Here is a 23,858-nt window from a genome sequence, read left to right on the forward strand (position 1 = left end):
CAATGGAAAAATCTGGTAAAATAACAACGGTGGGCCACATTGCACTTGACTATATCTTTAACGTTCCTAAATTTCCTGAATTAAATACTTCAATACAAATTCCAACCGCCAAAAAATACTACGGCGGAGCTGCATGTAATGTTGCAGCGGAAGTTTCAAATCTTGGAATACTTTCTGAAATAATTTCATGTGTTGGAACTGACTTTGAGATATCGGGCTATAATGATTATCTAAAAAATTTAGGCGTTTTAACCAAAAATGTTTTCATTTCTAACGAAGAAGAAACTCCAAAAGCGTGGATTTTCACTGATCCAGAAAATAATCAGATAACTTACTTTTTATGGGGGGCTGCAAAACACTATCCTGAAATTTCTGTTCCAAATTTTGATTCAGACATTGTTCACCTTGCAACTGGGGATCCAAAATATAATGTAAAATGTGCAGAAAAAGCGAGTTCAAAAGGAATACTTGTTTCCTTTGACCCCGGACAGGATTTAACTCTTTATTCCAAGGAAGACTTGGAAAAAATAATCAAAAATGTTGATTTTTTGTTTATGAATAACCACGAACATAAAAGAATACTTGATTTATTGAATATCTCTGAAAAGGATCTTATTAGGCGTGTAAAGGTTTTAATTGTTACCTACGGAAAACAGGGTAGTATTATTTATTCAAAAGATACTAAGATAAAAATTCCTGCAATTTTAACTGTGTCAAAAGACCCTACCGGAGCAGGTGATAGCTATAGGGCAGGATTTTTAGCAGCATATTTAAAAGGCCATGATTTAGAAAAATGTGGGCTTTTTGGCTCATGTGTGGCCTCATTTGTAGTTGAAAAAGTGGGGTGCCAAACAAACATGCCTTCGTGGAATCAAGTAATTGATAGACTAAAAGAAAATAATTTCGAATAAAATTCCTTTTTTATACATTTTAGATATTTTATTCATTTTAACGGTTTTAAAAACCTTTTATCTAATTTTAAAAATTAATTTATATATTTAATTTTAAAATTATATATTTAGTAATTAGTTGATAAAATGAATACTTTGGCCATTAGTTTTTATATTAAATACATTCCTTTTTTAGACGTATTTTGTAGCAGATTAAATTTTAAATACATTGTTTTTATATGTTTTAAAAAATATATGAGTTAATCATTCGATATTTATATTCAAGGTTATCTTTATGGTGGTTTAATGTTATTTAAAAAGCTTTCAACAATTGAACGGGTTTATAATATTGGTTTAGAGCATGAATCATTAATAAATGTCTTTAAATACATTACAACTTTTATAAATGAGTCTGAAAATGACCTTATACGGCTTTACGATTTAAAAATACTTGAAAAGATTTCAGCAAGCGAAATAATGACAAAAAAAGTCATTTCACTAAAAGAAGATGATAGTACTGAGGAATTAGTGCGCCTTATAAAAGAGTACCGGCACATGGGATATCCAGTAGTTGATTCAAATAATAAACTTTCAGGCATAGTTACTTTTGAGGATTTGAGGACTAAAAAACAGAAATTTGGGGCGCTAAAGAAGCTAAAAATAAAAGATATAATGACAAAAAAAGGCAATTTAATAACTATTTCTAACGAAACTTCCGCTTCCGAAGCACAGCGAATAATGGTAAAACACGACATTGGAAGATTAATTGTAGTTGATTCAATGGAAAATTTTGTTGGAATACTAACCAAAGGAGATATTGTAAGGACTTTTGAGATATATGGGGAGAATACAAAGGTAAATGATTGCAGGCACATTACAAACATCTATTTTTACGATGATAATAAATCAAAAGTGGAAAATCTTGCAGAAGACCTCATAGTTTTAATGGGTGCAAGAGGATATATTATTACTGAAAAATCGGATTACATCGAAATATCTGATAGAGAATGGGAGTCCATTGCCAAAATCATGAAAAGAAATAAAAAAATAGACCATATTTCAATAACGACAAATTTATTGAATATTCTTGACCTAAATATCACCAAAGAAATTTTAAATTTGATGGAAAAGCCCAAATTTGAAGAAATAATTATTACTGACCACATCACGTTAGTAGATGAGCGTTCAACTATCCAAAGATTTATCACCGATGTAACAATTTTTGAAAAGAGTATGAAGACTTTTGGGACAATTACTGTCAGGATTGACTTTTAAGTTTCATTTTGGGTGAAAAGATGTATCAGGTAATAAGGTATGAAGGTGGAGTTTATAAAAACAACGTCTTAAAGGAATGGATTGAAGATACGGGCGGATTTATAATACAAGAGCACGTAATGCAACTTGATGTTTACATGACTGTTGCAATTCCGGGAAGTGAAATCGAGAATTTCAGGGAAGAGGCGAAAAAATACAAGGGAAAAATCGTTGAAACCCCGCTAGCAGGGATTGAAATTGCAGTAGTTTCCCCAAGTCTTTCGAGGCATCACTTACCCCATATTGCATGCGATGTTTCAGAATACGTTAGAAAATTTGGTGCAAAGCCAAACATGATAGGTTTAGCACATGGGGCAGGAAAAAACATAAGTCAGCTCCGTGAAAAAGAAAAAAGATTAATTCAAGAGCATGATATTGCAATATACGTTATGGGAAACTTTGAAAGCTGCATAAAAGATAAAATACACCTTTTTAACGTAGATGTACCGCTTGTAGTTACCGGTGGCCCTGAAAAAATAGATATACCTTATACATACGTTGGAAACCTTGGAAGGAGGTCGCATCGACTAAGGCATGGTGAAGAAATAAGGGCATTAAGACAGATGATTGACGAAGTAACAAAGAAAATAGCAGATAAACGTGCTGAGCTTTCATATGACCCGCCAATTATTCCCCCAGTTGTTGTAAAAGATGAAATAGAAAAGAAAGTTGTTGTAAAAGATGAAATAGAAAAGAAAGTTGAAGAAGTAAGGGGACTTTTAGCACCAATGCCGATTGTAACCCAATTGGATGGCCTAAGGATTAAAATGGATTACGATAGGAATTTTGAAGAGATAGAAAATTTAAAAGTAGGAAAATACCTTTTAAAAGATATATCATATATTTCAAAATCAGAAATGAAAAACTATATACTTATAAAATTAAAATCAACATCAGAAGTTAAAAATTTAAATAAATATTAATCTATAGTAACATTAAGTCATATTTAAATAATATTTTAAAACTAACAACCGTGTTAAAAATAAAATCGGGCGAAAAAAATGGAAAACGAGAGAAATTTTGAAAATGAAAACATTGATATTATTGAAATACCCCTTCCCCCAGGTATTCCTCAGTCAGTTATAGGGCGTCTTTCATGTATAAATGGAATAGGCTATGAAATAAGGAAAAATGAAATGATGGATAAGGAGTATCCCGTAATTACTGGAACAAAAGAGCAAATTGATTATGTAAAAGAATACATGGCCCTTTTTACCGAGTTAAAACTTGCATTAAGAGATATTTCAAGGCTTGCAAGAAGATTTAAAACAGAAGTTAAACTTTATTGTGAAGAAGAGGAATTAAGATACATTCTTTCCTTTGCAGTTTCTGATGTTTCTGGAAAAGAACGATTTTTCGTTTTAGATGAAAAACCAGAAGGCGAATATGAAAAAATTGTTATATTAGATAAAGAAATTTTTGTTTACATCTAAATTTTTTATTTTAATACATTTTTTAAAATTTTTTTATTTTAATTTAAATTCATAAATTCAAAAAAAATCTTTTTAAACTAAATCTAAAAATTTTAAAATTACATAGATTATTTACGGAAGTTTTTCTAAAGTATTATACAGAACTTTTTTAGGTGGTTTTATGAATGAAGTTCACGAGTGGCATAATGAACTTATTGGAAAAAAACTCATTGAAAATTTAAAAAAAAATCTTTTTGATGCGTATTACTTTTCCAGCGAAAAAGAAGTTTCAGAATTTATTTTAAACTACATTGGAACCGGGACTAAAGTTGGATTTGGGGGATCAGTTACTGTAAACTCGTTAGGAATTTTAGAAAAAGCAATTGAAAAAGGGGCGGTAATTTTAGACCATAACACACCTGAAATTACAATTGATGAAAAAATGGAAATAATGCGACAGCAGTTAACATCGGATTTGTTTATTTCAAGTACAAATGCAATAACTGTTGATGGAAAACTTGTAAATGTGGATGGCGTTGGAAATAGGGTTTCAGCAATGTCATTTGGCCCAAAAAAAGTAATTGTTGTAGTTGGGTTAAATAAACTTTGTAAGGATGTAAAAACCGCATTTGAAAGGATTAAAATGGAAGCGGCTCCAAAAAATATGAAACGATTGGGATTTTTAAACCCATGTATAAAAACAGGTTATTGTGTAAATTGTGATTTAGAAACCCGTGCATGCAGAATTTATTCAGTAATTAAAAAAAGACCAATGCTTACTGATATTACTGTAATCGTTGTACAAAAAAGCCTTGGATTTTAAATTAAGATGTAATACATAATCTAAAATGAACTACCTCTTTTTAATAATTATTTTTGGATAATGAGACATTCTGGCCCGTTATATCCGTTTACTGAATCTAGAAATGCTAAATCTGTAAGTTTTAATTCGTTAATATTAACTGTTTTTGTGGTTTTTAGTCTATCATCATTTAGCCAGATATTCCATACTTCTATTTCAATTACGGCATTAATCTGATTAGCGATATACTTAAAAAGATGTTCTGCTCTTAATTTTGTGTAATGAAACTTTAATTCCGCAAAATACTGCTTTTTTGAATATTTTTTACAGTATTCTATAGAATAATACGTATTATTTGTAATTTTTAATTCCCCTAAATAATCTTCTGATTCAAAAAAAAGTATGTTTTTTTCATTCCGATTTATTTTCGTATCATTTAATATAAAATCCGCTATTTTTATCTTCTTTTCAAGAGCTTCGTTTATAGATATAACCTCCTTAAATGGGTTATCTAATTCGTCTAATGGGTTATCACTTGCTAAAAATTGAAATAGACTCATATTTATCCCTCTTGATGATAATATTTTAAAATTGCTAGAAATAATTCTAAATTTGAAAGCTTTTAAACAAAAAATTTAAAAAGAACTTTAAATAATTTAAATAACTTAAAAAATAATTTTTAAAAAGTATTTTCACTCTAAAATTCCCATCTTTGCAAGTAGTGCACTTAACTGTATCCTTTCATTTGCACCTTCAACAATTCTAAAATCACATTCTCCGATTGCTTCAACTAAATGCACTTTTTCTTTTTCAGAAATTTCTAAATTTGGAACTTCTCTAAATATCTGTATTATTATATCTTCTCCACTCATTCCCCAGTCAATCATAAGCTTATAAAGCTGTTCACGTGCTTCAACGAATTTTCCATTTAATGCAAGTTCAGTCATTTTTTTAATTTCATCAGGCCTTGCCTTTGATGCGACTTTATAAATTACTGTTTCATTTATATTTTTTGAAACCGCAGCACCGGTTTGTAATACATTAATTGCTTTTCTCATGTCCCCTTCTGAAACATAGATTATTGCATCCATTCCACTTTTTTCAACATTTATACTTTCTTTTTCAGAAATTTCCTTTAAATTTTTAACAAGGTCTTCGGTTTTTAACGGTGAAAATCTAAAAATTGCACATCTTGACTGTATTGGGGGAATAATTTTACTTGGATAGTTACAGCTTAATACGAATCTACATATATCAGAATACTTTTCCATCGTTCTACGAAGTGCATTTTGCGCATCTGATGTTAATGCATCACTTTCATCTAAAAATATTACTTTAAATGGCGCATCTCCAATTGGTTTTGTCCTTGCAAAGTCCTTTACTTTCGTCCTAATTACATCGATTCCCCTTTCATCAGAACTGTTTAATTCAAGGAAATTTTCTTTCCAAGTATTTCCGTAAAGGTCTTTTGCAAGGCATAATGCAGCAGTGGTTTTTCCAACACCGGGGGATCCACTAAATAATAAGTGGGGCATTGATTTTTTTTCAACATAATTTTTGAGTCTTTTTATTATTTCTTGATGCCCAACAACTTCGTCAAGGTTTTCAGGCCTGTACTTTTCAACCCATGGTTTTTGCATAATTTCCCTCGCAAAATTCAACTTGTAAAAATTTAATTAAAATATCTGCTTGATTTTATTAATATCTGTCTATTTAAAAAGAACACCGTTAAAAATTTAAATAACTTAAAATTTCCCCAAGCCTTGACTTTACAATTTTTTCATTTCCCAATACTTTTGCATGGGCATCAAGTTCGATTATGCAAAAGTCGTAAACTTCTTTTATCGGATGATAAAGCCTTGGGCCGTCACTAATTCCTACTGTTATAACATTTGGGTTCATATCCTTTAATTTTTCAATTAAGAGTGCATGTGGAACCCCTGAAACAATTACAATATCAGGATTTAATTCTATTAAATAAGATAGTGCATTTTCACATGCTATTGGGTATTCATCAAGTCCTCCAGTTATATAATCAATTTTAAACCCATTTTCATTAAATTCTTTAACAATGTTTTTAGCATCTTTTCTTATTTTATCGAATCCGATATTTTCATCGAGGTTTGCAATGTTTATGCAATTAAAATGTTTGTTTAATTCCAAAAGTGGGTTTGAAAATAGATACGCAGTTTCTTTTTTAGCATTTAAAATACAGGCTAATTTTAAATTTTTTCCATTTTTAATCTCTTTTTTAGCGTTTTTTAATATTTCAATAAATTTTTCAAGGTCATCGTCGTAATTTGGTTTTAAATATTTATTTTTTGCCATTCCACGTGCTTTTTCAATTTCAGTTGCTTTCAAAAGCATTTTTTTCTGTCTTTCATACTCACGATTAGTAATTAGCCCCGATAAAAGGGCTCCTTCCATTGCACGCACTGCGCCAATTGTGTTGTCATTTAGCCCGCTGTGAATTTCAACAGGAATAATAATATCTTCAAATTCTTCTACAGCACTTTTTAAGTCTTCACCAATAATCATGCTTGCACATGTTCCAACAACTCCTATTTTATAAGGTTCTTTTTTTGGGCATTCTTTTTTTAAGTATTCTAAAACTTCGTTAATTACGTTCCTTAATTTATCCATTGCACCAAAAATAAAATCATTTTCACTCATTGAACTTGTAAATACCCTTATTCCATCGATTTCAAGTAATCTTGCGGTTCTAAAACAGCAACCACTTGGGCCGTGAAGAATTATTGCATCAATTCCAATGTCTCTTAACTGGTACATCGAAGCAGCAATTGGGGAAGGTCTTGGGTGTAATATCATGCTATCACGCTGTTTTAATTTCTTTTACAGGGTCATTTTAAATTAAAGTATTAATCAAAGCATTAATTCAATAATTTTAGGTTTTATCTACTTTAAAATAAAATTTACTTTAAAATAAAAACCGTAAATTTTTCAGACTTATAAGTCAACTATTAATAAATTGTAATATAATCATGTATTACAAATAAGATATATATTATTTGAGATACAACTATAAATATAAATAATACCTTCTTTAAATTAGGGAAAAAGAATGTAAATCGATTTAAATCTTAAAATGTATTTTTAGTATTATCCTAAGGTATATGGAGGAATATTTTGACAAAATTACGTAGGATGGTTCTAGATGTTTTAAAAACACATGAACCTAAATTGACAGATTTGGCACTTAAATTGTGTTCTTTAGATGGCATAGACGGGGTAAATATCACCGTTTATGAAATTGACAAATCGACTGAAAATATTAAAATTACAATTGAAGGGTATAATTTAGATTATGAGGCAATTAAGTCAATTATTGAATCAATGAATGGAGTTATTCACAGCATCGATGAAGTTGCAGCAGGCAAAAAAATTGTTGATGAAGTAAAAACTCCTCAAGATAGGTATTAATTCAGATTTACTTCTTTTTTTATATTATTACTATTATTTTACGTTAATTTTAATTTACAGGGGATTTAAATGCTTGAAAAAGTTTTTGATATAAATCAGATTTTTGATGAAAAAGGAATCATGACTTTAAAACGGTTTGGTTGGGACGGCAGTGTTGCATTTCAGAACCATACGGATTTTTCTGATGAATTAATAGATAATGCAAAAAAATATGGTGAAGAAAATGGAATTTTGGTGTATTCTGGATTAAAAATTTTATCTAACAACCAAAATGAAATTGACAAAATAGTTAAAAAATATAGGAATCGGGTAGAAATGATTTTTATTGAAGGTGGCGATATTAAAATAAACAGAAAAACGCTTGAATCAAATGAAACAGATGTATTATCTACTCCTGAATTAAATAGGGCGGATAATGGACTTGACCATGTTTTAACAAGATTGGGTAGTACTAATCGAGTTTCTATTGAACTAAATTTATCAAATCTGATTAAAAATAAAAATTACGACCGTGCAAGAGTTTTATGGGCATTTCAAAGAAATTTAATGCTCTGTAAAAAATATGATACTCCAGTCGTAATTTCAAGTGGTGCAAACGATATATACGGAATAAAGGCCCCTGATGATGTAAGGGGATTTTTAAATACGCTAGTTGACCAAATGTATGCAAAAAAGATAATGGAAACAACATCGAAAATTGTAAATTATAGATTACACATGAAAAAAAGCAATGTTTTAATGTATGGACTTGAAATTGTGGAATAATATTTTCTTTTTTAAATAAAAGTATTTAACATTTAAAAAATAAACTAAAAATTAATTTTAAAATATTAGTTTAAGATTTTAAATGAATTATTACCTTAAAATTTCATTTAAATTAATTTTATCCCCTACTTTAGGAGTAAATACTTTATTTTCACTAAATCCTTCTAAAACTGCCCAGTTTTTAAAAGATTCAAGTGAACTAGCTTCTCCATGCTGAATAATTAATGTTTCAGGGTTTACTTTTTTTACGATATGCCTTAATTCGCCCATTTCCCCATGGGCAGAAAATTGAAACGCCATAACTTCAAATTCAGGAGTTACATCAAGTTCTCCCATTTTTACTTTTCCAGTTTCAAGTAAATATCTTCCAGCAGTGTCTTCTACTTGGTAGCCAGTAAAAATCAGGGAACTTTTTTTATCTTTCATAAATTCAAAAATATATGGAATTATTGGCCCCCCTTCAAGCATTCCCGCAGTACTGACTACTATTCCCCCATTGTTTTTCAGGTCTTTTATAATCTGTTTTCTGTCTTTTGGGTTCACTTCAATTACCTTAAAAAAGGCATCTTTTAATTCATGGGGATAATTTAAGTATTCTGGATAATCAAGCATTATTCGAGTTATTTTTCTACCCAGTCCATCAAAATATACTGGAACTTTAAAATCGTACTTATTAAGCATCATAATAATTTCTTGGCTACGGTCAACTGCAAAAACTGGTATTAATGCAACTCCCCCTCTTTCAACAGTCTTTTTTATTTCTTCTACAAACTTCTTCTCGGCTTCTTTTCGATCTTCCTGATTATTTCCCCCGTAAGTTGATTCAATTATCAAACAATCAATATTTTCCTTAGAATATGATAAATCTGCCCCCTTTACAAGTTCTGTGTCATTTACTTTTACATCTCCAGTATAAACTATTTTTTTACTTCCATAATTTAGTAAAATTGTTGAACTTCCAGGAATATGGCCGGCATTAAATAGTTCAAATTCAAAATCTTTAAATTTTTTCGGTTTATTATATCCTGCTTTTCTAAATAGGCTTAATGAAGTGTTAAAATCCTCTTTATCGTACGGAAGTTCATGACCTTCTACCTGTGAAATTTTTAAGGAATCCCTTAAAAGCTCTTTAGTAATTGCCTTTGTAATTGGGGTTGCATAAATTGCGGGAACCATGCCTTTTCGAATTAAAACTGGAATACTTCCAACGTGATCAAGGTGTGAATGAGATGGGAAAACGCAATCTGCATTTAAATCATCTAAAATTGGATATTCAATTCCCTTGGGGGATAATTTTACACCGCAGTCAAATAATACTGTACTTTTATCTGATTTTACTTCTACACAACTTCTTCCAACTTCAAAAGCCCCTCCTCTAAAATAGAGTTCCATACATATACCGCCTCCCTTATTTTACATAACTTATATCTTACAAAATATATAAAGAGGTAAAAATAAAGTTAAAATAGAAAGTTATTAAAAACGAAGAAAATGTTTTTGAACAATTTAAAAAAATAGAAATATAATAATAGAAATGCAATATAACTTAAAAATTAACTTTAAAAAAAATAGCATTCTAAAAAATAGGCTTTAATTATAATAACACTTTTAATGATAATGGTGCTTTAATGATTGATTCACATATTCACTCTGATTCAAGACCTTATGAAGATTTTGAGATAATGGCGGCAATTTTTGACTGCGTTATTACTCATGCACACGATCCATTGAAAATGAGGTCTTTTGACGTATTATTAGACCATTTTGATAGAATTTTGGAAGTTGAAATAGAAAAAGCCAAAAAAAACGGTCTTAAAATGTATGCATGCATTGGAATTCATCCAAGAGCAATTCCTAAAAATATCGACTATGATGTTTTAAAAAGTTATTTTAAAAAAGAAGGAGTTATTGGGGTTGGGGAAATAGGGCTTGAAAAATGCACTAAAAACGAAATTGAAATTTTCTTAAATCAGGTATCTATTGCAAAAGAAATGAATTTACCCGTAGTTATACACACTCCAAGAACTAATAAAGAATATGTTACAAGAGAAATTTTGGAAAATTTAGAAACACTATCTCTTTCTTTAGAATTTAAGAAAAAAATAGTTATAGAACACGTTACAAAAGAAACAATACCCATTTTGTGGGATACGGACTATAATCTCGGGCTTACAGTTCAACCTCAAAAATTATCTTCAAAAGATGTTTTTGAAATAGTTTCTAACTACTGCGAAAAAAGATTTTTATTGAATAGTGATAGTTCGTCTGCCCCTTCAGATATTTTTTCTGTTCCAAAAACAGCTTCAAAATTAAAAGCAAAAGGAATTTCAAATTCAATAATAAAAGCTATATCTCATGAGAATACAGTTAGAATGTTTAATTTAAAAATATAATTTTGGAGGGGAAATTTTGAGAGAAGAAAAAAAATTAGTAATATATTATTCTCTTACAGGAAATACTGAATTTGTTGCGGAAATGATTTCAAAATACGCTTCTGCAGATATTTTAAAAATTGAGCTTTTAAGAGATATCTCTGAAAATAAGGTTTCAAGATTTTTAGAACTTTTAAGGTTTATATTGTTTAGGAAAAAGCCGGAAATTAAGGATATTTTAATAGATATTGATGAATATGACACAATATATATTGGAACTCCCGTATGGGCTGGAAATATGGCTGCTCCAATAAGAACATTTTTTTCAAAATATAAATTCTCCAAAAAAAAAGTTGCAGTATTTTGTACGGCAGATAAAAATATTGGAAAAACCCTAGAACGTATGAAAAATGAACTTTTAGACAATAAAATTATTGGCGGAACGATTTTTTTAGATGTATTAAATAAAAAGGAAGAAACAAACGATTACGTTAAAAATTGGGTTGATGGAATGTACATGTTAAAAGAATAAATATAGTTAGTTTTTAAGTATATTTTTAAGTTCTAATTTTTAAAGTTATTTTTTTGTAGCAAAGTAAATCATGTAGACGGCAGCAAGTCCAACTAAAATATAAATTATTCTTGCAACCATTGGAAATCCACCGAATAATAGTTGCACAAGGTCGATATTAATCGCGCCAACTAATCCCCAGTTTAAACCCCCAATTATAACAAGAACAATCGAAAGCCAGTCCAAATAATCCTTCTGAGACTGTGAATGGGTAGTTTTATGTGCTTTTTTTTCAATTGTATGTTCTGTTTCCATATTTTCCACCCCATAATGCCAAGGCTTTTTAGCCTTAATATATTTTATTTTCAAAAGACTTAATATACATTTACTAAACTATCGTTTTTATAAACTATCGTCTTAATATCTTACTAATATTTTTCAAAATCCATTAAAAATCCTGTTTTTTATAAAAATCATTCAATACGCTCCAGGTTTTAAAAAAGAATAGATTTATATACTGGAATAGTAGAGGAATTCATGATACTTCGATTATCATGGGGGGTATCGAACCTTTAAAACTTATTAAAAGGTGACTTTTATTCCTAAAAAAGGGTTTTTTTTAAATAAAGGTTCATATACTGTTGTAAAAGACGGAATAGACTGTGTAATAAGCAAAGATTATTTTTACAAAACAGAAAGCTACTATGAAATAATTTTAAAAGAAATTAATGGGGAAGACAAAGTATTTCCAAATAGTAAGGATGTTTTAGATGCTTATGTAGTTCCAATTGCATTGAAACGTGCGGAAATTTCAGGAATTCCAACATGTAATTTTGAGATATCCTATGGATACGTCCCATTTCCATCTATAGTTTATTCATTAAATTATTTTTCAGACCCTTCAATTTATTACGTTGTTAAAAACTGCGATGAATCAAAAAAAGCCTCAAAACACGTGACAAACTGTGGTAAGTACCCACTTTGCTACCAGAATATTTCGGAAGATTCAAGCATTGTTGATTTTTCAGTAATATTTGGGCAAACTGACGTGGAAAATGAACAGTTAAAATATATTGCAGGTAAAATATACGAAATTTTCAAAATCCCCCTATTAAAGGTATTGTGTGTTAATAAGGATGGCAAAATGCTTCTTTCATCAATATCTCCACTTAATACTTCAAAACTCACTAAAAAAGAAAAGGAACTTATTGAAAAGACCTTGTTGGTGGATTAAATGGGAAAATTAGGAGTTTTTGTAGATAGGCAAACTTTAAGTAGTTCAAATCAACTCCGCTCACTTATTCGTTTTAGAGATATTGCTGAATCGATGGGACATGAGTTTTATTTTTTATTTCCAAATGAAATTAATAAAATAAAGACTTTAGATGGTCTTTTTATACGCTGTAAAACAGATCCCATGAATATAAGTTATGTAGCATCGAGAATGGCAGAATTACATGGGGTAAAAGTAATAGATGATTCAAAGTCGATTAGAATATGTGCGGATAAAATAAATATGTATTCCCACATGATTAAAAATGGAATTAATATTCCAAAAACTATATTTATGAAAAAATCAGAAGTAAATGAAGGAAATGCGGAAAAAATAATAAGTGAATTAGGGCTCCCACTTGTACTTAAGGAACCTTCAACATCATTTTCAGTTCGTGTTGAAAAAATTACGTCTCTTGAAGAATTTATGAAAGTTGCAAACCGATTTACACGTCTTTCTGACATTTTTGTCGTCCAAGAATTTATAGGAAGTAAATTTGACTGGAGAATTGGCGTTATAAATGGGGAAATAATATACACATGTAAATACCATCTTCCAAAAGAAAGTTTTAAGATACAAGACTGTATTGACGGGCATATGGTTTTTTGCACTGTTGAAAGTATTCCATTAGATGAAGTCCCAAAAAAAGTCCTTGAACTTGGTTTAAAGGCAGCAAATGCTGTTGGGAACGGACTTTATGGGATAGACTTAAAAGAAAGAAATGGTGAAGTTTACGTAATAGAGGTAAATGATAATCCATCTATGGAAACAACGGAAGATGAATTTTACCCTGAAGCGTATTTAAAAATAATTTCGTACATAATGAATACAGATAAGTCTAATTTCCACAAAAACGAATTAAATATTTCAGAAGCTTTGGAAACAAATGGTGTGGTTAATGATAGGAACTGAGCATGAATATTCTATCAATGACTTTAATTTTAAAGCAATGCCGATTTCAGATGTAATAATTAAAGAAATTACTGGAAAAATACAAAATGAATTCTTTTTAGATACAATTGGAATTTCAAAAGAACTTCAAAAACACGTAATTGAATTTAAGCCGAAAATGCCTTCAGGAAGCATTAAAGACTTGGAAAAAATGCTTTATGACGGCATGAAAGACTTTCACTCCCGTACAAATAATTGTTATAATTTAATGGGTCTTGGAATGCACCCTTTACTTGATTTAAACGGAACTGCATTCTGGGATCATGATGAAAGGGAAGTTTTCGATACATATGACCGTGTATTCAATTTAAAACAGCATGGATGGTTAAATATACAGTCAATACAAGTTAATGTATCATATTCAAGTGAAGACGATATGGTTTTAAAACACAATAAAATTAGGACCATGATTCCATATCTTGTTGCTTTAACCGCATCTTCCCCCATGGTTGAAGGAAAACTTACTAAATACGCAGATAACAGGCTTATATACTATAAAGAAAACCAAAAAGAAATTCCTGAAATTACTGGAAAAATAATTCCTGAACCTCTTTTAAAATCTTCAGATTATGAAGACCTACTTGAAAAAATGTATATGGAACTTAAGGAAAAAGAAGCTCAAGTTTTATGTCAGGAATGGGTAAATTCAAGAGGTTTAATAGTAAGACGAGAAAGAAAATGTGTTGAAATAAAAGCAATGGATGAACAAGAGTCTATTCATGCAGATATGGCCATTTCTGCATTGATAAATTGTTTAATTCGTGTGGATGACTTAAATCTCCCTGATGATGAAGAAGGAATATTGGAAGTATTTGAAACAGCAAAAAAATCTGGAACTAAAAATTTAAAGCCCGAACTTGAAGCAATATATAAAAAAGCGCAATTAATTGCAACCAACGAAGAAAGACATTATTTAAAGCATATTTTTAATCGGATTGAATATGGTTGCCTTTCTGAAATTATTACTGAAAAATATAATGAAGAAAAAGATATTTTAAAAATTATGAATGAAGCAAAATTGTGTTTAAAAGAAAACAAATTAATGTTTTAACAGTTTTAAATTTTAAGCAAACCAAAATGCATTTAATTTACATCCAATTTTTAATTTTTTAATTTTTTACTTGGATTTTCAAACGAACAAGGAATATTTGATAAGCATTTTCCGCAAACATCGGAAATTCCAATTTTTTCATAAATTTTTGCATTCAAAAGGCATGCTTTATAGCACTCTTTTCTATTAAATTTATTTATTTTTAAGGCTCCTTTTTCACATTTTTCAATGCAAACACCACATGAATAATTGTACTTATATAAACAATATTCATAACATGGTTTTTCAGTTGGAATTAATTTAATATCGGTAACAATGCTTCCAATTCTCCCACTACATCCCTTTTCCGTAATTAACATGTTATTTATTCCGAAAGTTCCCAAACCTGAGATATATGCAACATGCCTATGCGACCAATTACTTATAAGTTTTTCAGTATCAAAATTATGCGTTGGTGGAATTTTAGCACAAACATGCCCAAACTTACCTAATTCCACAGATAAATAACTATTTAAATTCTTAATCATATTATTAGTTTCAACATATGCCTTAGCCCATTCTTTAGATGCAATTCCTGAAAAATCGTTACTTTTGACGATATTTTCAGCAAAAGGTAAAAAATAGCAAACAACACTTTTTGAAGTTGGTAAAATTTCTTGAGGAGTTAAATGTTCTTTTGAGATAATTTCCTTTAATTTTATAAATTCTGGATTTTCGGCATCTGAATATCCAACAATTGGCTTTTTCCATGCAGTTTTGGTATTATTTTCTAAAGGATAATTTTTTACAAAATTAACGATTAAATCTCTTATAATCTGTTCCATTTTTCCACCCCACATTTAATTTAATTTTATTCTTAATTTACTTTTGCTTTGATTTAATTATCCTGACTAACATGGCTACTTTTAATACTTTATTCTTTAGTTTTTTATATGTCCTTTTCTAAATATCTTTTAAAATATCTTGGAGATTTTAAAATGTTAAAAACAAAACTTTGGAACATCGAATTTAAAAATCCCGTGTTTTTAGCAGCGGGCGTTATGGGTGAAACTGGAAGCGCTCTAAAAAGAATGGCTAAAAATGGTGCAGGTGCAGTTTGCACTAAGTCTGTTGGAATTGAAAAAAAGGAAGGACATAAAAATCCAACAATGGTTGAAGTTGAAGGCGGATTTTTAAATGCAATGGGTTTACCAAACCCGGGAGTAGAAGAGTATATCTTAGAACTTGAACGGATAAAATCAGAAATGAAAAGAATGAATGTAAAAATTATTGGTTCAATATATGGTAAAAATGAAACCGAATTTCAAAAAGTTGCTGAAAATTTAATACCTCATGTAGACGTTTTAGAACTAAATATTTCATGCCCTCATGCAGGCGGAGGGTATGGTTCGTCAATTGGTCAAGATAAATGCCTTTCAAAAAATGTGGTTTCAGCAGTAAAAAGTGTTTCAGATATACCTGTTATCGTGAAATTAACGCCAAATGTAACTGATATAAAAGAAATTTCAAATTCTGTTGTAAATGCAGGAGCTGACGGAATAGTTGCAATAAATACCCTTGGCCCAGGAATGGTTATAGATATAGAATCAAAAAAACCAGTTTTAGCAAACAAATTTGGCGGAATGAGTGGAAAAGCAATAAAACCAATTGCAGTAAAGAATGTTTACGATATATGTTCAACAGTAGAAGTTCCAGTAATTGGCGTAGGGGGAATTACAACCGGATATGACGCTATTGAATTTATGATGGCAGGAGCGTCGGGAGTTCAGGTTGGAACTGGAGTCTATTATCGTGGATATGATATATTCCAAAAAATAAATCAGGAAATTGAAGAATTTTTGAAAAATCGGGATTTAAATTTAAAAGATATTATTGGAATTTCAAGAAAATAATGTATAGTTAAAAAAAAACAGTTAATTTGTAAAAAAATAGGTTAAATAGTATATATCTACGTTTCATCGGTTTTCCATAAAGTATATTTCTAATCCATAGATTTTATATATTAAAAACAAGATATATATACTGAAACTGTTTTACTATTTTGAGAAAACAATTTTTAATTATTTTAACTGTTTTACAACATTAATCAGGTATAATCCGAGGTGGTTATTTGTACAAAATTTTAACAATTTCTGATACCGTAAGAGTTCCGCCAAAAATGTTTGGAACGCCTTTAAACGATAACGTGAAAAGGGTTTTAATGGATAAATACGAAGGAATTCTCGATAAAGATGTAGGATACGTTCTTTCAATAGTTGACATAAATCAGGTAAGTGATGGAAGCATTATATATGGGGACGGTGCAGCTTATCACGAAACAAAATTTGACGTTCTTACATACGTTCCAGAACTTCACGAGGTTGTTGAAGGGGAAATCGTTGACGTTGTTGAATTCGGTGCTTTTATTAGGCTTGGGCCCCTTGACGGTTTAATCCACATTTCGCAGATTATGGATGATTTTGTAAGTTTTGACCCAAAAAGAGAAGCAATTATTGGGAAAGAAACAGGTAAAGTTTTAGAAAAGGGAGATTTTGTAAGGGCAAGAATTGTTGCAGTAAGCTTAAAAGAAGAAAAAAAGAGAGGAAGCAAAATTGCACTTACAATGAGACAACAAAGCCTTGGAAAATTAGAATGGCTTGAAGAACAGGTAGTAAAAAATAAAAAGGAAAAAAATTAGTCAATAATTAGTTATTTTTTACTTTCAATATCTAATGTACTTATTCTGATTTTTTATTTAACGAGGTGAATTGAATGAAGGCATGTTTAAGATGCAAATACGTCACAAAGGACGATACTTGCCCAATATGTGGATTTGATACTTCCGAAAACGTGAAAGGTCTTTTAATTGTTTTAGATCCGAATAATTCAGAAGTAGCAAAAAAAGCAAGAATTGATATTAAAGGAAAATATGTTCTTAGTGTTAAATAATTTTTACATATCGTGAAAATCATGTATATACTCACGGATAAGGTTGCAACCGAGTTAAAAAAGCCTTTTGGAAAAGTATATAAGGAACTTAACAGTATAGAAGGAAAGGTTATTTCTATTGGTGATGTTACTACAAAACATCTTTTATCTAATGGTATTGTACCAGACTTATCAATTTTAGACTTTAAAACTAAGAGAAACGTGCCTGTTGAAATACCTCATAAATTTAAAACTGTTTTTGAGGTTTATAATCCTCCAGGATATATTTCTGATGAAGCCATAGAAAGAATTAAATACCTTTCCACCATAGATGATAGAGACATGGCTTTAATCGTTAAGGGTGAAGAAGACTTACTTACACTTCCTGTAATAAAGTATTTCCCCGAGGATACCTCAGTCATTTATGGACAGCCTGACGAAGGCATGGTAGTTTTAAAGATTACAAAAGAACTGAAACAGAAAATCGAAAAACTTCTAAAAGATATGGAAGAACGGTGATATGATGGACATAAAGATTATCTCAGACAAAAATAACCCGTTATTACACAGAAGGGAAGTAAAATTCTTAGCTACGTTTGACGGCGCTACACCTTCAATTAAAGATGTAAAAGTTAAACTAGTAGCAATTTTAAACGCTAAAAAAGAAATGCTTGTAATTGACACATTAGACCAAGAATTTGGTAAATTGGAAGCAAAAGGCTACGCAAAAATCTACGAAGATGAAAAAATCATGAATACCGTAGAGAAAAAATCCGTTTTGGAAAAAAACAAACTTGAAGAAGCAGCAGAAGTAGCGGAGGAATAATATGGCAGCAGCTAAAGGTAAAAAAGGCGCAAAAGCACCAAGTACAAAAAAATCAGACTACTATAAAGTAGAAGGAAACAGTGTAACAAGAACGAAAAAAGCATGCCCTAAATGTGGTGCAGGTGTATTCATGGCTGAACACTTAAACAGATACGCATGCGGAAAGTGCGGATTTTTAGAATACAAAAAGAATGAAAAAACTGAAGAACAAGAATAATTTTCTTTTTATTATTCTTTTTTAACTTAACTAATTTTTGACTGAAAAACGATTTTTAAATTTTTTAGATTTTTTTAAAAAAAGAAATGTATATAAATGTAAATTAAAGTTATTTATGCATTTTTATTACTCGTGTTTAGTACCTATTTTCTAAAAACTGTTTTAACGCAGATTCAACATCTTTTAGATCTGTATGATGGAGTTTAATTCTATTTGAAAGTGCATTTATACTTTTTTGCCCCATATTAATGAAAATAACTGCATCTACATTTTCAGAAAGTAGTGTTTCAATAGTTGAACCATTTCCAGCAGTATGTTTCTGCCCCCCATCATGGCCTTCACAAGGGGAATTTTCTATTTTTTTAGCATTTATTACTTCTTTGTTTTCGTTTATTTCAAAAATGGTGAAAAAAGGAGTTTTACCAAAGTGCGAGCAGATTTTATTTTCAATTGTAGGTATTGCTATTTTCAAATTATCGCCTTGTTAATTTTTATTATTGTATTCCAAATTTTCTTCCGCCACGGAACTGGGATCCAGAACCCCTGAATGAATTCATTCTTCTCGCATCTATTATTTTTTCATCTTTAAGCATTTCTTTTGATAATTTATCTAATTCTTCCTCAGGTACTTTTAATCCAGTCTCCTTTTTAATTACATGTTCAATTTCTTCAGAGCTAAGTACCATTCTAAGAAGTCGCCTTATTCCCGTACCGGAATATCTGGCATTACCAAATAATTTTTTACATATGCAGTTTTTATGCATTCTAAAATCCATTTTATCAACCTTTTCATCAATGATAATTTATGCACATATGTGCATAATTATTCTATTGGATAACTAATATATAAAATCTTTGCTTTTACGTGAGTAAATATTTTTGAGAATAATAATTATAGTATAATTTTTGAATGTAATTTATTCCACATACCCATAATTGCAAGTCCTGTAGGACTTTTTTATAGTTTAAAAGAGGAATTCCTTCTGAAATGATCTAATGACAGTACTTCCTGAAGTGATTTAATGACAGTATTATCGAATAGAATTTTTCTAAGAACTTCAAAACCGGATTTTTCACAATAATCTATGATTTCCGTGATTTTTTCAGGATTTATGTCGTATTTGTTTACTATCACGTAGCATTCGATTTCAAAATATTTTAAAAGATCTAAAACCCGCACCAAATCATCAAGGCCAATTTTTTGGTTCAGTTACTAATAATGCATAATCACAGCCCGTAACTGACGAAATTACGACATAACCAATTCCCAGAGATCCGTCAATTAATATCGCCTCTCATTTAATATTTTTTAAAGCATTTTTTCTAACTTCAGTTACGATTTTTCCTGCACACTCTGCCCCAATGTTTAAGTTCGTATAAGATAAAACCTTTTTTCAATTTTACCACTGAAGACTATTCCGGTAAATTATTTAACCAGTGTTACATTGAAGGGGTTTTTAGGTGTAATTATTTCTTTCAATTCATTTTTTTCAAATAATAGGATGTTTTCAAGAACCGTATTTCCAATGCCTTCATAAATTGATATTTTTTTCATCAAACTTCTATTTTCACATTTGGCCCGATATTTCCGCTTATTACTACATTAATACCTTTGGAAAGTACGGCTTGTGACGCACCAATTCCCGCACCGTGTGCGGAATCTCTTTTTAAGTTATCCAAGGTTTCAAATTCTTTAGTTTCTGTATCATAAATTATAAAATATGGGCTTCTTCCAAATTTCTGTTCAAAACCGCTTTCAAATGAGTTTCCGGTACTTGTTACACATATTTTCATTTTTTTCACCATTTTTATCAATACTTTTAGCTTATTTGAAAACTATATATAATTATCCCCATATGTGCGATATGTATTTAGTAGTTGAAGAAGTATTATGGCCTAATCGCATAGTGATATACTTTATCCATTTAATACTTAAAATGCTAAAAAAATAATATTTTTTAAATTTATTTTTACTTATTATTTTTTAATCCAAGGACGCTTAAAGTTCTTACAATATCTGTTTTTGAAATTATTCCTAAAGTTTTGTCATTTTCAACCACATAAACCCTATCGGCTTTACCCATTCCCCTTAAAAGCTGATTTAAAGCTGCATTTGGAGGCACCATTACCGGAGGTTCCATTAAATCCTTTATTTTATCAGATTTTTGGGCTGAATTGAGTTCGTTTATTGTAATGGTACCTACAATTTTTTCATCTTCAACTACTGGATATCCTAAAAACCTGTGTTTTAGCATTAAATTTAAAACGTCGTCCACAGTTTCGTTTGAATTTACATATATAATATTTTTAGACATTATATCTTTTGCAGATACATTTTCAAATAATGTATTTGCAACGAGGGCACGGTATTCTTGCGATGCTCCAAAATAGATAAAAATAGATATTAAAACTAAGATTACATTGAAATTTATCAATCCAAATAGTAAAAGCAAGAGTGAAAAGTACTGGCCAATGGTTGATGCGATTTTTGTTGCTTTTACATAACTTAAATTTGATAGTTTTGAAATTAATGCCCTAAATACTCGTCCTCCATCCATTGGAAACGCAGGAATTAAGTTGAACAATCCTAAAAGAATATTTAATGCACCTACGGTCTGAAAAAGAGAATAATCTGCTAAAACATAATCTTTTACGCTTGATAGTAAAAGAAGCACGGTACCTAAAACTAAACTTACTAATGGGCCTGAAAGTGCAATCTTTAACTCTCCTTCTCTTGAAATTTCGTCCATCATTGCCATTCCCCCTATTGGAAGAAGCAGTATTTTTTCTATTTTTACACCATACTTTTTTGCAACGTATGAATGCCCTAATTCATGTAAAATTACGGATGTAAACAAAGATACATATAAAATAAATCCTTCAATGCCCCAAAAATAATAAACAACTATTAAAAGCAGTATGAACGTTATGTGAAGTTCAATTGGTATACCCATTATCTTAGCAATTTTAAATGACTGCAAAATTTCCCCTCTTTAAAATGGTTAATATTTTATAGTTATGTAATAAATCCCTTATAAACTTTCACGTATGGCCATTAAACGATAAAGCTAGTAATAGTAATTATGATTTTAGCTTTTATCGTAAATATAATCATTTTTTCCAGATATAAAGTGGCTTTCCAAAGTAGTTTACGAGTTTTAGCTCCGAAATTGGTTCTTCACCGCTAAGGGGTTTTATTACAAGATCACAATTTATATTTTTGGAAAGATTAAGTAAATATGGCTGTAAATCCCTTGGGGGCCTTATTGAATATATTAATTTTATATTTTTATATATTTTAAGGTCAGGCTTAAAAATATCATCCATTTTAGAGTTTAAACCATGTTGAAAAGCTTCAATAACTGCTTTTTCATTTGAATCGATTGCAATTACGTTAAATCCTGACTTTTGCATTTTTTTTGAAATTTCAACATAAAATCCAATTCCAATTTCAGCAACAACTATTTTTGAGTTGTTTTTAAGGTGAGAATAGTTATTCAAGAGGTATTCAAAAATGTAGTCCATAATATCCCTAAATTTTAATGATTAATTTAATATTCTTAAAATCATTACATAACTTAAACTCTTTAGTTTTTTATAAGTTAAATACAATATTATTAAATGCTATCGATAAGGTCGGTATTCTAATTTCACTTTAACTTCCTGGAGGGGATTTTTTTGGCAGTTTTAATGGTAATTGCACCTGAAAAATTTAGGGATGAAGAACTTTTTGAGCCGCTACAGGTATTTCAAAGTAAAAATATTGGAACACAAGTTGTATCTTTAACAACGGGCCAACATACGGGGGTACTTGGTAAACGTATTACTACTACAAAAACTCTTGATGAAGTAAAGACAAGCGACTTTGATGCAATAGTTATTGTTGGTGGAAGCGGTTCAAGGAAGTATTTATGGAATAATAATAAACTAATTGACCTTTTAAAAGAATTTAATAACGAAGGTAAAATAACAGCTGCAATATGTATTTCTCCTGCAATTTTAGCACAAGCGGGCCTTTTAAAAAATAAAAAAGCTACTGTATTTCTAGATGATGAAGCAATATTGGAATTACAGAAAAATGGGGCAATTTATATTGATGAAAATGTAATTATTGATGGAAAAGTAGTTACCGGTAAAAATCCAGAGTCTGCAAGAGAGTTTGGAAATGCAATCTTAAAATTACTTGAAAAATAGTAATTATAGCATAAATAATAGGTATACTCCATATGATATAATATATAATAGGTATAACACTTAGAATAAAAAAATAATTTTTAAGATACTATTTTCTTTTTTTATTTTTTATTCATCATAAATTTAATACTTTTACGTGAAAAAAATGGACACTATGCCAAAATATCAAAAAATAGGGAATATTTTAATAGTTAAAAGAAACCTCAATGTTGAAGAAATCGACTATCTTTTAACTAAAACAAACTGTAAAACAATAGTAAAATACAGCACCCACATTACTGGAAGCTTGAGAATTCCTAAAATAAAGATAATCTATGGAAAAGAAACAGAAACAGTACATAAAGAACACGGATGCATGTTTAAAATAGATGTGTCAAAATTAATGTGGAGCATGGGCAATTTAAAAGAACGTGAACGAATAAGCACGATTTCAAGCGATACTGAAACTGTTGTCGATATGTTTTCAGGAATAGGATACTTTACAATTCCTCTTGCAAAATATTCAAATCCCAAACTACTTTATGCTCTTGAACTTAATCCTGATTCGTATAATTATCTACTAGAAAATATAAAACTGAACAATTTAAAAAATGTAATTCCCATTTTAGGAAATAATCAAAAATTCCCTTTAAAAAATGTTGCAGACCGCATTTTGATGGGTTATGTTTTAACAACCCATAAATTTTTAGATAAGGCATTTGAAATTTTAAAAAATGAAGGTGGATTTATTCACTATCACGAAACAGTTCCAGAAGGGATAATTGAAGTTAGGCCAATAGAGCGTTTAAAGTATCACGCAGAAAAAAATGGTTACGTATTAGCTGATTACAAAATAAATAAAATAAAAACTTATTCTCCAGGCATTTTTCATGTAGTTATTGATGCCCATTTTTTAGAATTAAAAAAAGAAAAGTAATTTAAAGAATATAAAA

General features: G+C 29.8%; 32 protein-coding genes. 20 read left to right on the plus strand and 12 right to left on the minus strand.

Going from position 1 to position 23,858, the window contains the following annotated elements; translation table 11 throughout:
- Positions 1 to 2: 2 nt before the first annotated feature.
- From MEVAN_RS07260 to MEVAN_RS07280, 5 genes are all read left to right on the plus strand, one after another.
- Positions 3 to 911 carry a carbohydrate kinase family protein gene (locus MEVAN_RS07260; RefSeq protein ID WP_012066216.1) on the plus strand — a complete coding sequence of 303 codons (909 nt, stop codon included), beginning with the start codon at positions 3 to 5 and terminating at the stop codon, positions 909 to 911.
- 285 nt (positions 912 to 1,196) lie between these two features.
- Positions 1,197 to 2,165 carry a CBS domain-containing protein gene (locus MEVAN_RS07265; RefSeq protein WP_012066217.1) on the plus strand — a complete coding sequence of 323 codons (969 nt, stop codon included), beginning with the start codon at positions 1,197 to 1,199 and terminating at the stop codon, positions 2,163 to 2,165.
- A gap of 20 nt (positions 2,166 to 2,185) precedes the next feature.
- Positions 2,186 to 3,127: a methanogenesis marker 7 protein gene (locus MEVAN_RS07270; RefSeq protein WP_012066218.1), complete on the plus strand. Its 942-nt coding sequence runs from the start codon at positions 2,186 to 2,188 to the stop codon at positions 3,125 to 3,127.
- Between the two features lie 78 nt (positions 3,128 to 3,205).
- The gene (locus MEVAN_RS07275) at positions 3,206 to 3,637 is read left to right on the plus strand and encodes a hypothetical protein (protein WP_012066219.1); all 432 of its coding nucleotides are present in this window, start codon (positions 3,206 to 3,208) and stop codon (positions 3,635 to 3,637) included.
- A 160-nt stretch (positions 3,638 to 3,797) separates the two neighbouring features.
- Complete coding sequence (locus tag MEVAN_RS07280) at positions 3,798 to 4,439, plus strand: lactate utilization protein (protein ID WP_012066220.1); 642 nt, start codon at positions 3,798 to 3,800, stop codon at positions 4,437 to 4,439.
- A 47-nt stretch (positions 4,440 to 4,486) separates the two neighbouring features.
- Here MEVAN_RS07280 and MEVAN_RS07285 read toward each other — a convergent pair whose 3' ends face one another.
- From MEVAN_RS07285 to cfbD, 3 genes are all read right to left on the minus strand, one after another.
- The gene (locus MEVAN_RS07285; RefSeq protein WP_012066221.1) at positions 4,487 to 4,978 is read right to left on the minus strand and encodes a hypothetical protein; all 492 of its coding nucleotides are present in this window, start codon (positions 4,976 to 4,978) and stop codon (positions 4,487 to 4,489) included.
- Between the two features lie 132 nt (positions 4,979 to 5,110).
- Complete coding sequence (locus MEVAN_RS07290; protein WP_012066222.1) at positions 5,111 to 6,058, minus strand: replication factor C small subunit; 948 nt, start codon at positions 6,056 to 6,058, stop codon at positions 5,111 to 5,113.
- Positions 6,059 to 6,146: 88 nt separating this feature from the next.
- A complete protein-coding gene (cfbD, locus tag MEVAN_RS07295) occupies positions 6,147 to 7,247 on the minus strand; it encodes a Ni-sirohydrochlorin a,c-diamide reductive cyclase catalytic subunit (protein WP_012066223.1) in 1,101 nt (366 codons plus the stop codon).
- A gap of 318 nt (positions 7,248 to 7,565) precedes the next feature.
- Here cfbD and MEVAN_RS07300 point away from each other — a divergent pair, with 318 nt between their 5' ends.
- On the plus strand, positions 7,566 to 7,859 hold the full coding sequence (locus tag MEVAN_RS07300) for a DUF211 domain-containing protein (protein WP_012066224.1): 294 nt from the start codon (positions 7,566 to 7,568) through the stop codon (positions 7,857 to 7,859).
- Positions 7,860 to 7,928: 69 nt separating this feature from the next.
- Positions 7,929 to 8,624: a ribonuclease P protein component 3 gene (rnp3, locus tag MEVAN_RS07305; protein WP_012066225.1), complete on the plus strand. Its 696-nt coding sequence runs from the start codon at positions 7,929 to 7,931 to the stop codon at positions 8,622 to 8,624.
- Between the two features lie 90 nt (positions 8,625 to 8,714).
- Here the strand turns inward: rnp3 and MEVAN_RS07310 are convergent, their stop codons facing one another.
- A complete protein-coding gene (locus MEVAN_RS07310) occupies positions 8,715 to 10,016 on the minus strand; it encodes an MBL fold metallo-hydrolase (RefSeq protein ID WP_012066226.1) in 1,302 nt (433 codons plus the stop codon).
- A 236-nt stretch (positions 10,017 to 10,252) separates the two neighbouring features.
- Here MEVAN_RS07310 and MEVAN_RS07315 point away from each other — a divergent pair, with 236 nt between their 5' ends.
- Both MEVAN_RS07315 and MEVAN_RS07320 read left to right on the plus strand, forming a co-directional pair.
- On the plus strand, positions 10,253 to 11,017 hold the full coding sequence (locus MEVAN_RS07315) for a TatD family hydrolase (RefSeq protein WP_012066227.1): 765 nt from the start codon (positions 10,253 to 10,255) through the stop codon (positions 11,015 to 11,017).
- Between the two features lie 16 nt (positions 11,018 to 11,033).
- Complete coding sequence (locus tag MEVAN_RS07320; protein WP_012066228.1) at positions 11,034 to 11,528, plus strand: flavodoxin family protein; 495 nt, start codon at positions 11,034 to 11,036, stop codon at positions 11,526 to 11,528.
- A gap of 45 nt (positions 11,529 to 11,573) precedes the next feature.
- On the opposite strand, the gene MEVAN_RS07325 is transcribed toward MEVAN_RS07320, so the two are convergent.
- A complete protein-coding gene (locus tag MEVAN_RS07325; RefSeq protein ID WP_012066229.1) occupies positions 11,574 to 11,822 on the minus strand; it encodes a DUF378 domain-containing protein in 249 nt (82 codons plus the stop codon).
- Between the two features lie 274 nt (positions 11,823 to 12,096).
- On the opposite strand from MEVAN_RS07325, the gene MEVAN_RS07330 reads away from it, so the two are divergent.
- From MEVAN_RS07330 to MEVAN_RS07340, 3 genes are read left to right on the plus strand one after another with little or no spacing between them, the layout of a single operon-like run.
- Entirely contained in the window at positions 12,097 to 12,741 is a 645-nt protein-coding gene (locus tag MEVAN_RS07330; protein ID WP_012066230.1) for a RimK-like ATPgrasp N-terminal domain-containing protein, read from the plus strand.
- Positions 12,742 to 13,692, plus strand: a complete 951-nt coding sequence (locus MEVAN_RS07335) for an ATP-grasp domain-containing protein (protein ID WP_012066231.1) — start codon at positions 12,742 to 12,744, stop codon at positions 13,690 to 13,692. It begins immediately after the preceding gene.
- On the plus strand, positions 13,679 to 14,782 hold the full coding sequence (locus MEVAN_RS07340; RefSeq protein ID WP_012066232.1) for a glutamate-cysteine ligase family protein: 1,104 nt from the start codon (positions 13,679 to 13,681) through the stop codon (positions 14,780 to 14,782). The genes MEVAN_RS07335 and MEVAN_RS07340 overlap by 14 nt, the downstream gene beginning before the upstream one ends.
- 50 nt (positions 14,783 to 14,832) lie before the next feature.
- Here the strand turns inward: MEVAN_RS07340 and MEVAN_RS07345 are convergent, their stop codons facing one another.
- On the minus strand, positions 14,833 to 15,606 hold the full coding sequence (locus MEVAN_RS07345) for an epoxyqueuosine reductase (RefSeq protein ID WP_048059174.1): 774 nt from the start codon (positions 15,604 to 15,606) through the stop codon (positions 14,833 to 14,835).
- A 153-nt stretch (positions 15,607 to 15,759) separates the two neighbouring features.
- On the opposite strand from MEVAN_RS07345, the gene MEVAN_RS07350 reads away from it, so the two are divergent.
- The 6 genes from MEVAN_RS07350 (at position 15,760) to MEVAN_RS07375 (ending at position 18,732) form a co-directional block, all read left to right on the plus strand.
- A complete protein-coding gene (locus MEVAN_RS07350; protein WP_012066234.1) occupies positions 15,760 to 16,674 on the plus strand; it encodes a dihydroorotate dehydrogenase in 915 nt (304 codons plus the stop codon).
- Positions 16,675 to 16,892: 218 nt separating this feature from the next.
- Entirely contained in the window at positions 16,893 to 17,459 is a 567-nt protein-coding gene (locus tag MEVAN_RS07355; protein ID WP_012066235.1) for a DNA-directed RNA polymerase, read from the plus strand.
- Positions 17,460 to 17,533: 74 nt separating this feature from the next.
- Entirely contained in the window at positions 17,534 to 17,710 is a 177-nt protein-coding gene (gene spt4 / locus MEVAN_RS07360) for a transcription elongation factor subunit Spt4 (protein ID WP_012066236.1), read from the plus strand.
- Positions 17,711 to 17,731: 21 nt separating this feature from the next.
- Positions 17,732 to 18,208 (plus strand): GTP-dependent dephospho-CoA kinase family protein, encoded by a 477-nt coding sequence (locus tag MEVAN_RS07365; protein WP_012066237.1) that lies wholly within the window; start codon positions 17,732 to 17,734, stop codon positions 18,206 to 18,208.
- A 4-nt stretch (positions 18,209 to 18,212) separates the two neighbouring features.
- Positions 18,213 to 18,515, plus strand: a complete 303-nt coding sequence (locus MEVAN_RS07370) for a 30S ribosomal protein S24e (protein ID WP_012066238.1) — start codon at positions 18,213 to 18,215, stop codon at positions 18,513 to 18,515.
- A gap of 1 nt (position 18,516) precedes the next feature.
- Complete coding sequence (locus tag MEVAN_RS07375) at positions 18,517 to 18,732, plus strand: 30S ribosomal protein S27ae (RefSeq protein WP_012066239.1); 216 nt, start codon at positions 18,517 to 18,519, stop codon at positions 18,730 to 18,732.
- Between the two features lie 136 nt (positions 18,733 to 18,868).
- Here MEVAN_RS07375 and MEVAN_RS07380 read toward each other — a convergent pair whose 3' ends face one another.
- From MEVAN_RS07380 to MEVAN_RS07400, 6 genes are all read right to left on the minus strand, one after another.
- A complete protein-coding gene (locus MEVAN_RS07380; RefSeq protein WP_012066240.1) occupies positions 18,869 to 19,204 on the minus strand; it encodes a NifB/NifX family molybdenum-iron cluster-binding protein in 336 nt (111 codons plus the stop codon).
- Between the two features lie 22 nt (positions 19,205 to 19,226).
- On the minus strand, positions 19,227 to 19,508 hold the full coding sequence (locus tag MEVAN_RS07385; protein WP_012066241.1) for a hypothetical protein: 282 nt from the start codon (positions 19,506 to 19,508) through the stop codon (positions 19,227 to 19,229).
- Between the two features lie 650 nt (positions 19,509 to 20,158).
- A complete protein-coding gene (locus MEVAN_RS09075) occupies positions 20,159 to 20,287 on the minus strand; it encodes a hypothetical protein (RefSeq protein WP_269479007.1) in 129 nt (42 codons plus the stop codon).
- Positions 20,287 to 20,526: a NifB/NifX family molybdenum-iron cluster-binding protein gene (locus tag MEVAN_RS07390; protein WP_012066242.1), complete on the minus strand. Its 240-nt coding sequence runs from the start codon at positions 20,524 to 20,526 to the stop codon at positions 20,287 to 20,289. The genes MEVAN_RS09075 and MEVAN_RS07390 overlap by 1 nt, the downstream gene beginning before the upstream one ends.
- A gap of 176 nt (positions 20,527 to 20,702) precedes the next feature.
- A complete protein-coding gene (locus tag MEVAN_RS07395) occupies positions 20,703 to 21,713 on the minus strand; it encodes a site-2 protease family protein (RefSeq protein ID WP_012066243.1) in 1,011 nt (336 codons plus the stop codon).
- Between the two features lie 130 nt (positions 21,714 to 21,843).
- A complete protein-coding gene (locus tag MEVAN_RS07400) occupies positions 21,844 to 22,257 on the minus strand; it encodes a UPF0146 family protein (RefSeq protein WP_012066244.1) in 414 nt (137 codons plus the stop codon).
- Between the two features lie 153 nt (positions 22,258 to 22,410).
- Here MEVAN_RS07400 and MEVAN_RS07405 point away from each other — a divergent pair, with 153 nt between their 5' ends.
- Both MEVAN_RS07405 and taw2 read left to right on the plus strand, forming a co-directional pair.
- The gene (locus MEVAN_RS07405) at positions 22,411 to 22,926 is read left to right on the plus strand and encodes a DJ-1/PfpI/YhbO family deglycase/protease (RefSeq protein ID WP_012066245.1); all 516 of its coding nucleotides are present in this window, start codon (positions 22,411 to 22,413) and stop codon (positions 22,924 to 22,926) included.
- Between the two features lie 145 nt (positions 22,927 to 23,071).
- Positions 23,072 to 23,842 carry a tRNA(Phe) (4-demethylwyosine(37)-C(7)) aminocarboxypropyltransferase Taw2 gene (taw2, locus tag MEVAN_RS07410; protein WP_012066246.1) on the plus strand — a complete coding sequence of 257 codons (771 nt, stop codon included), beginning with the start codon at positions 23,072 to 23,074 and terminating at the stop codon, positions 23,840 to 23,842.
- Positions 23,843 to 23,858: the final 16 nt, after the last annotated feature.

The sequence above is a fragment of the Methanococcus vannielii SB genome (assembly GCF_000017165.1).
Taxonomy (GTDB): domain Archaea; phylum AGJL01; class Methanococci; order Methanococcales; family Methanococcaceae; genus Methanococcus; species Methanococcus vannielii.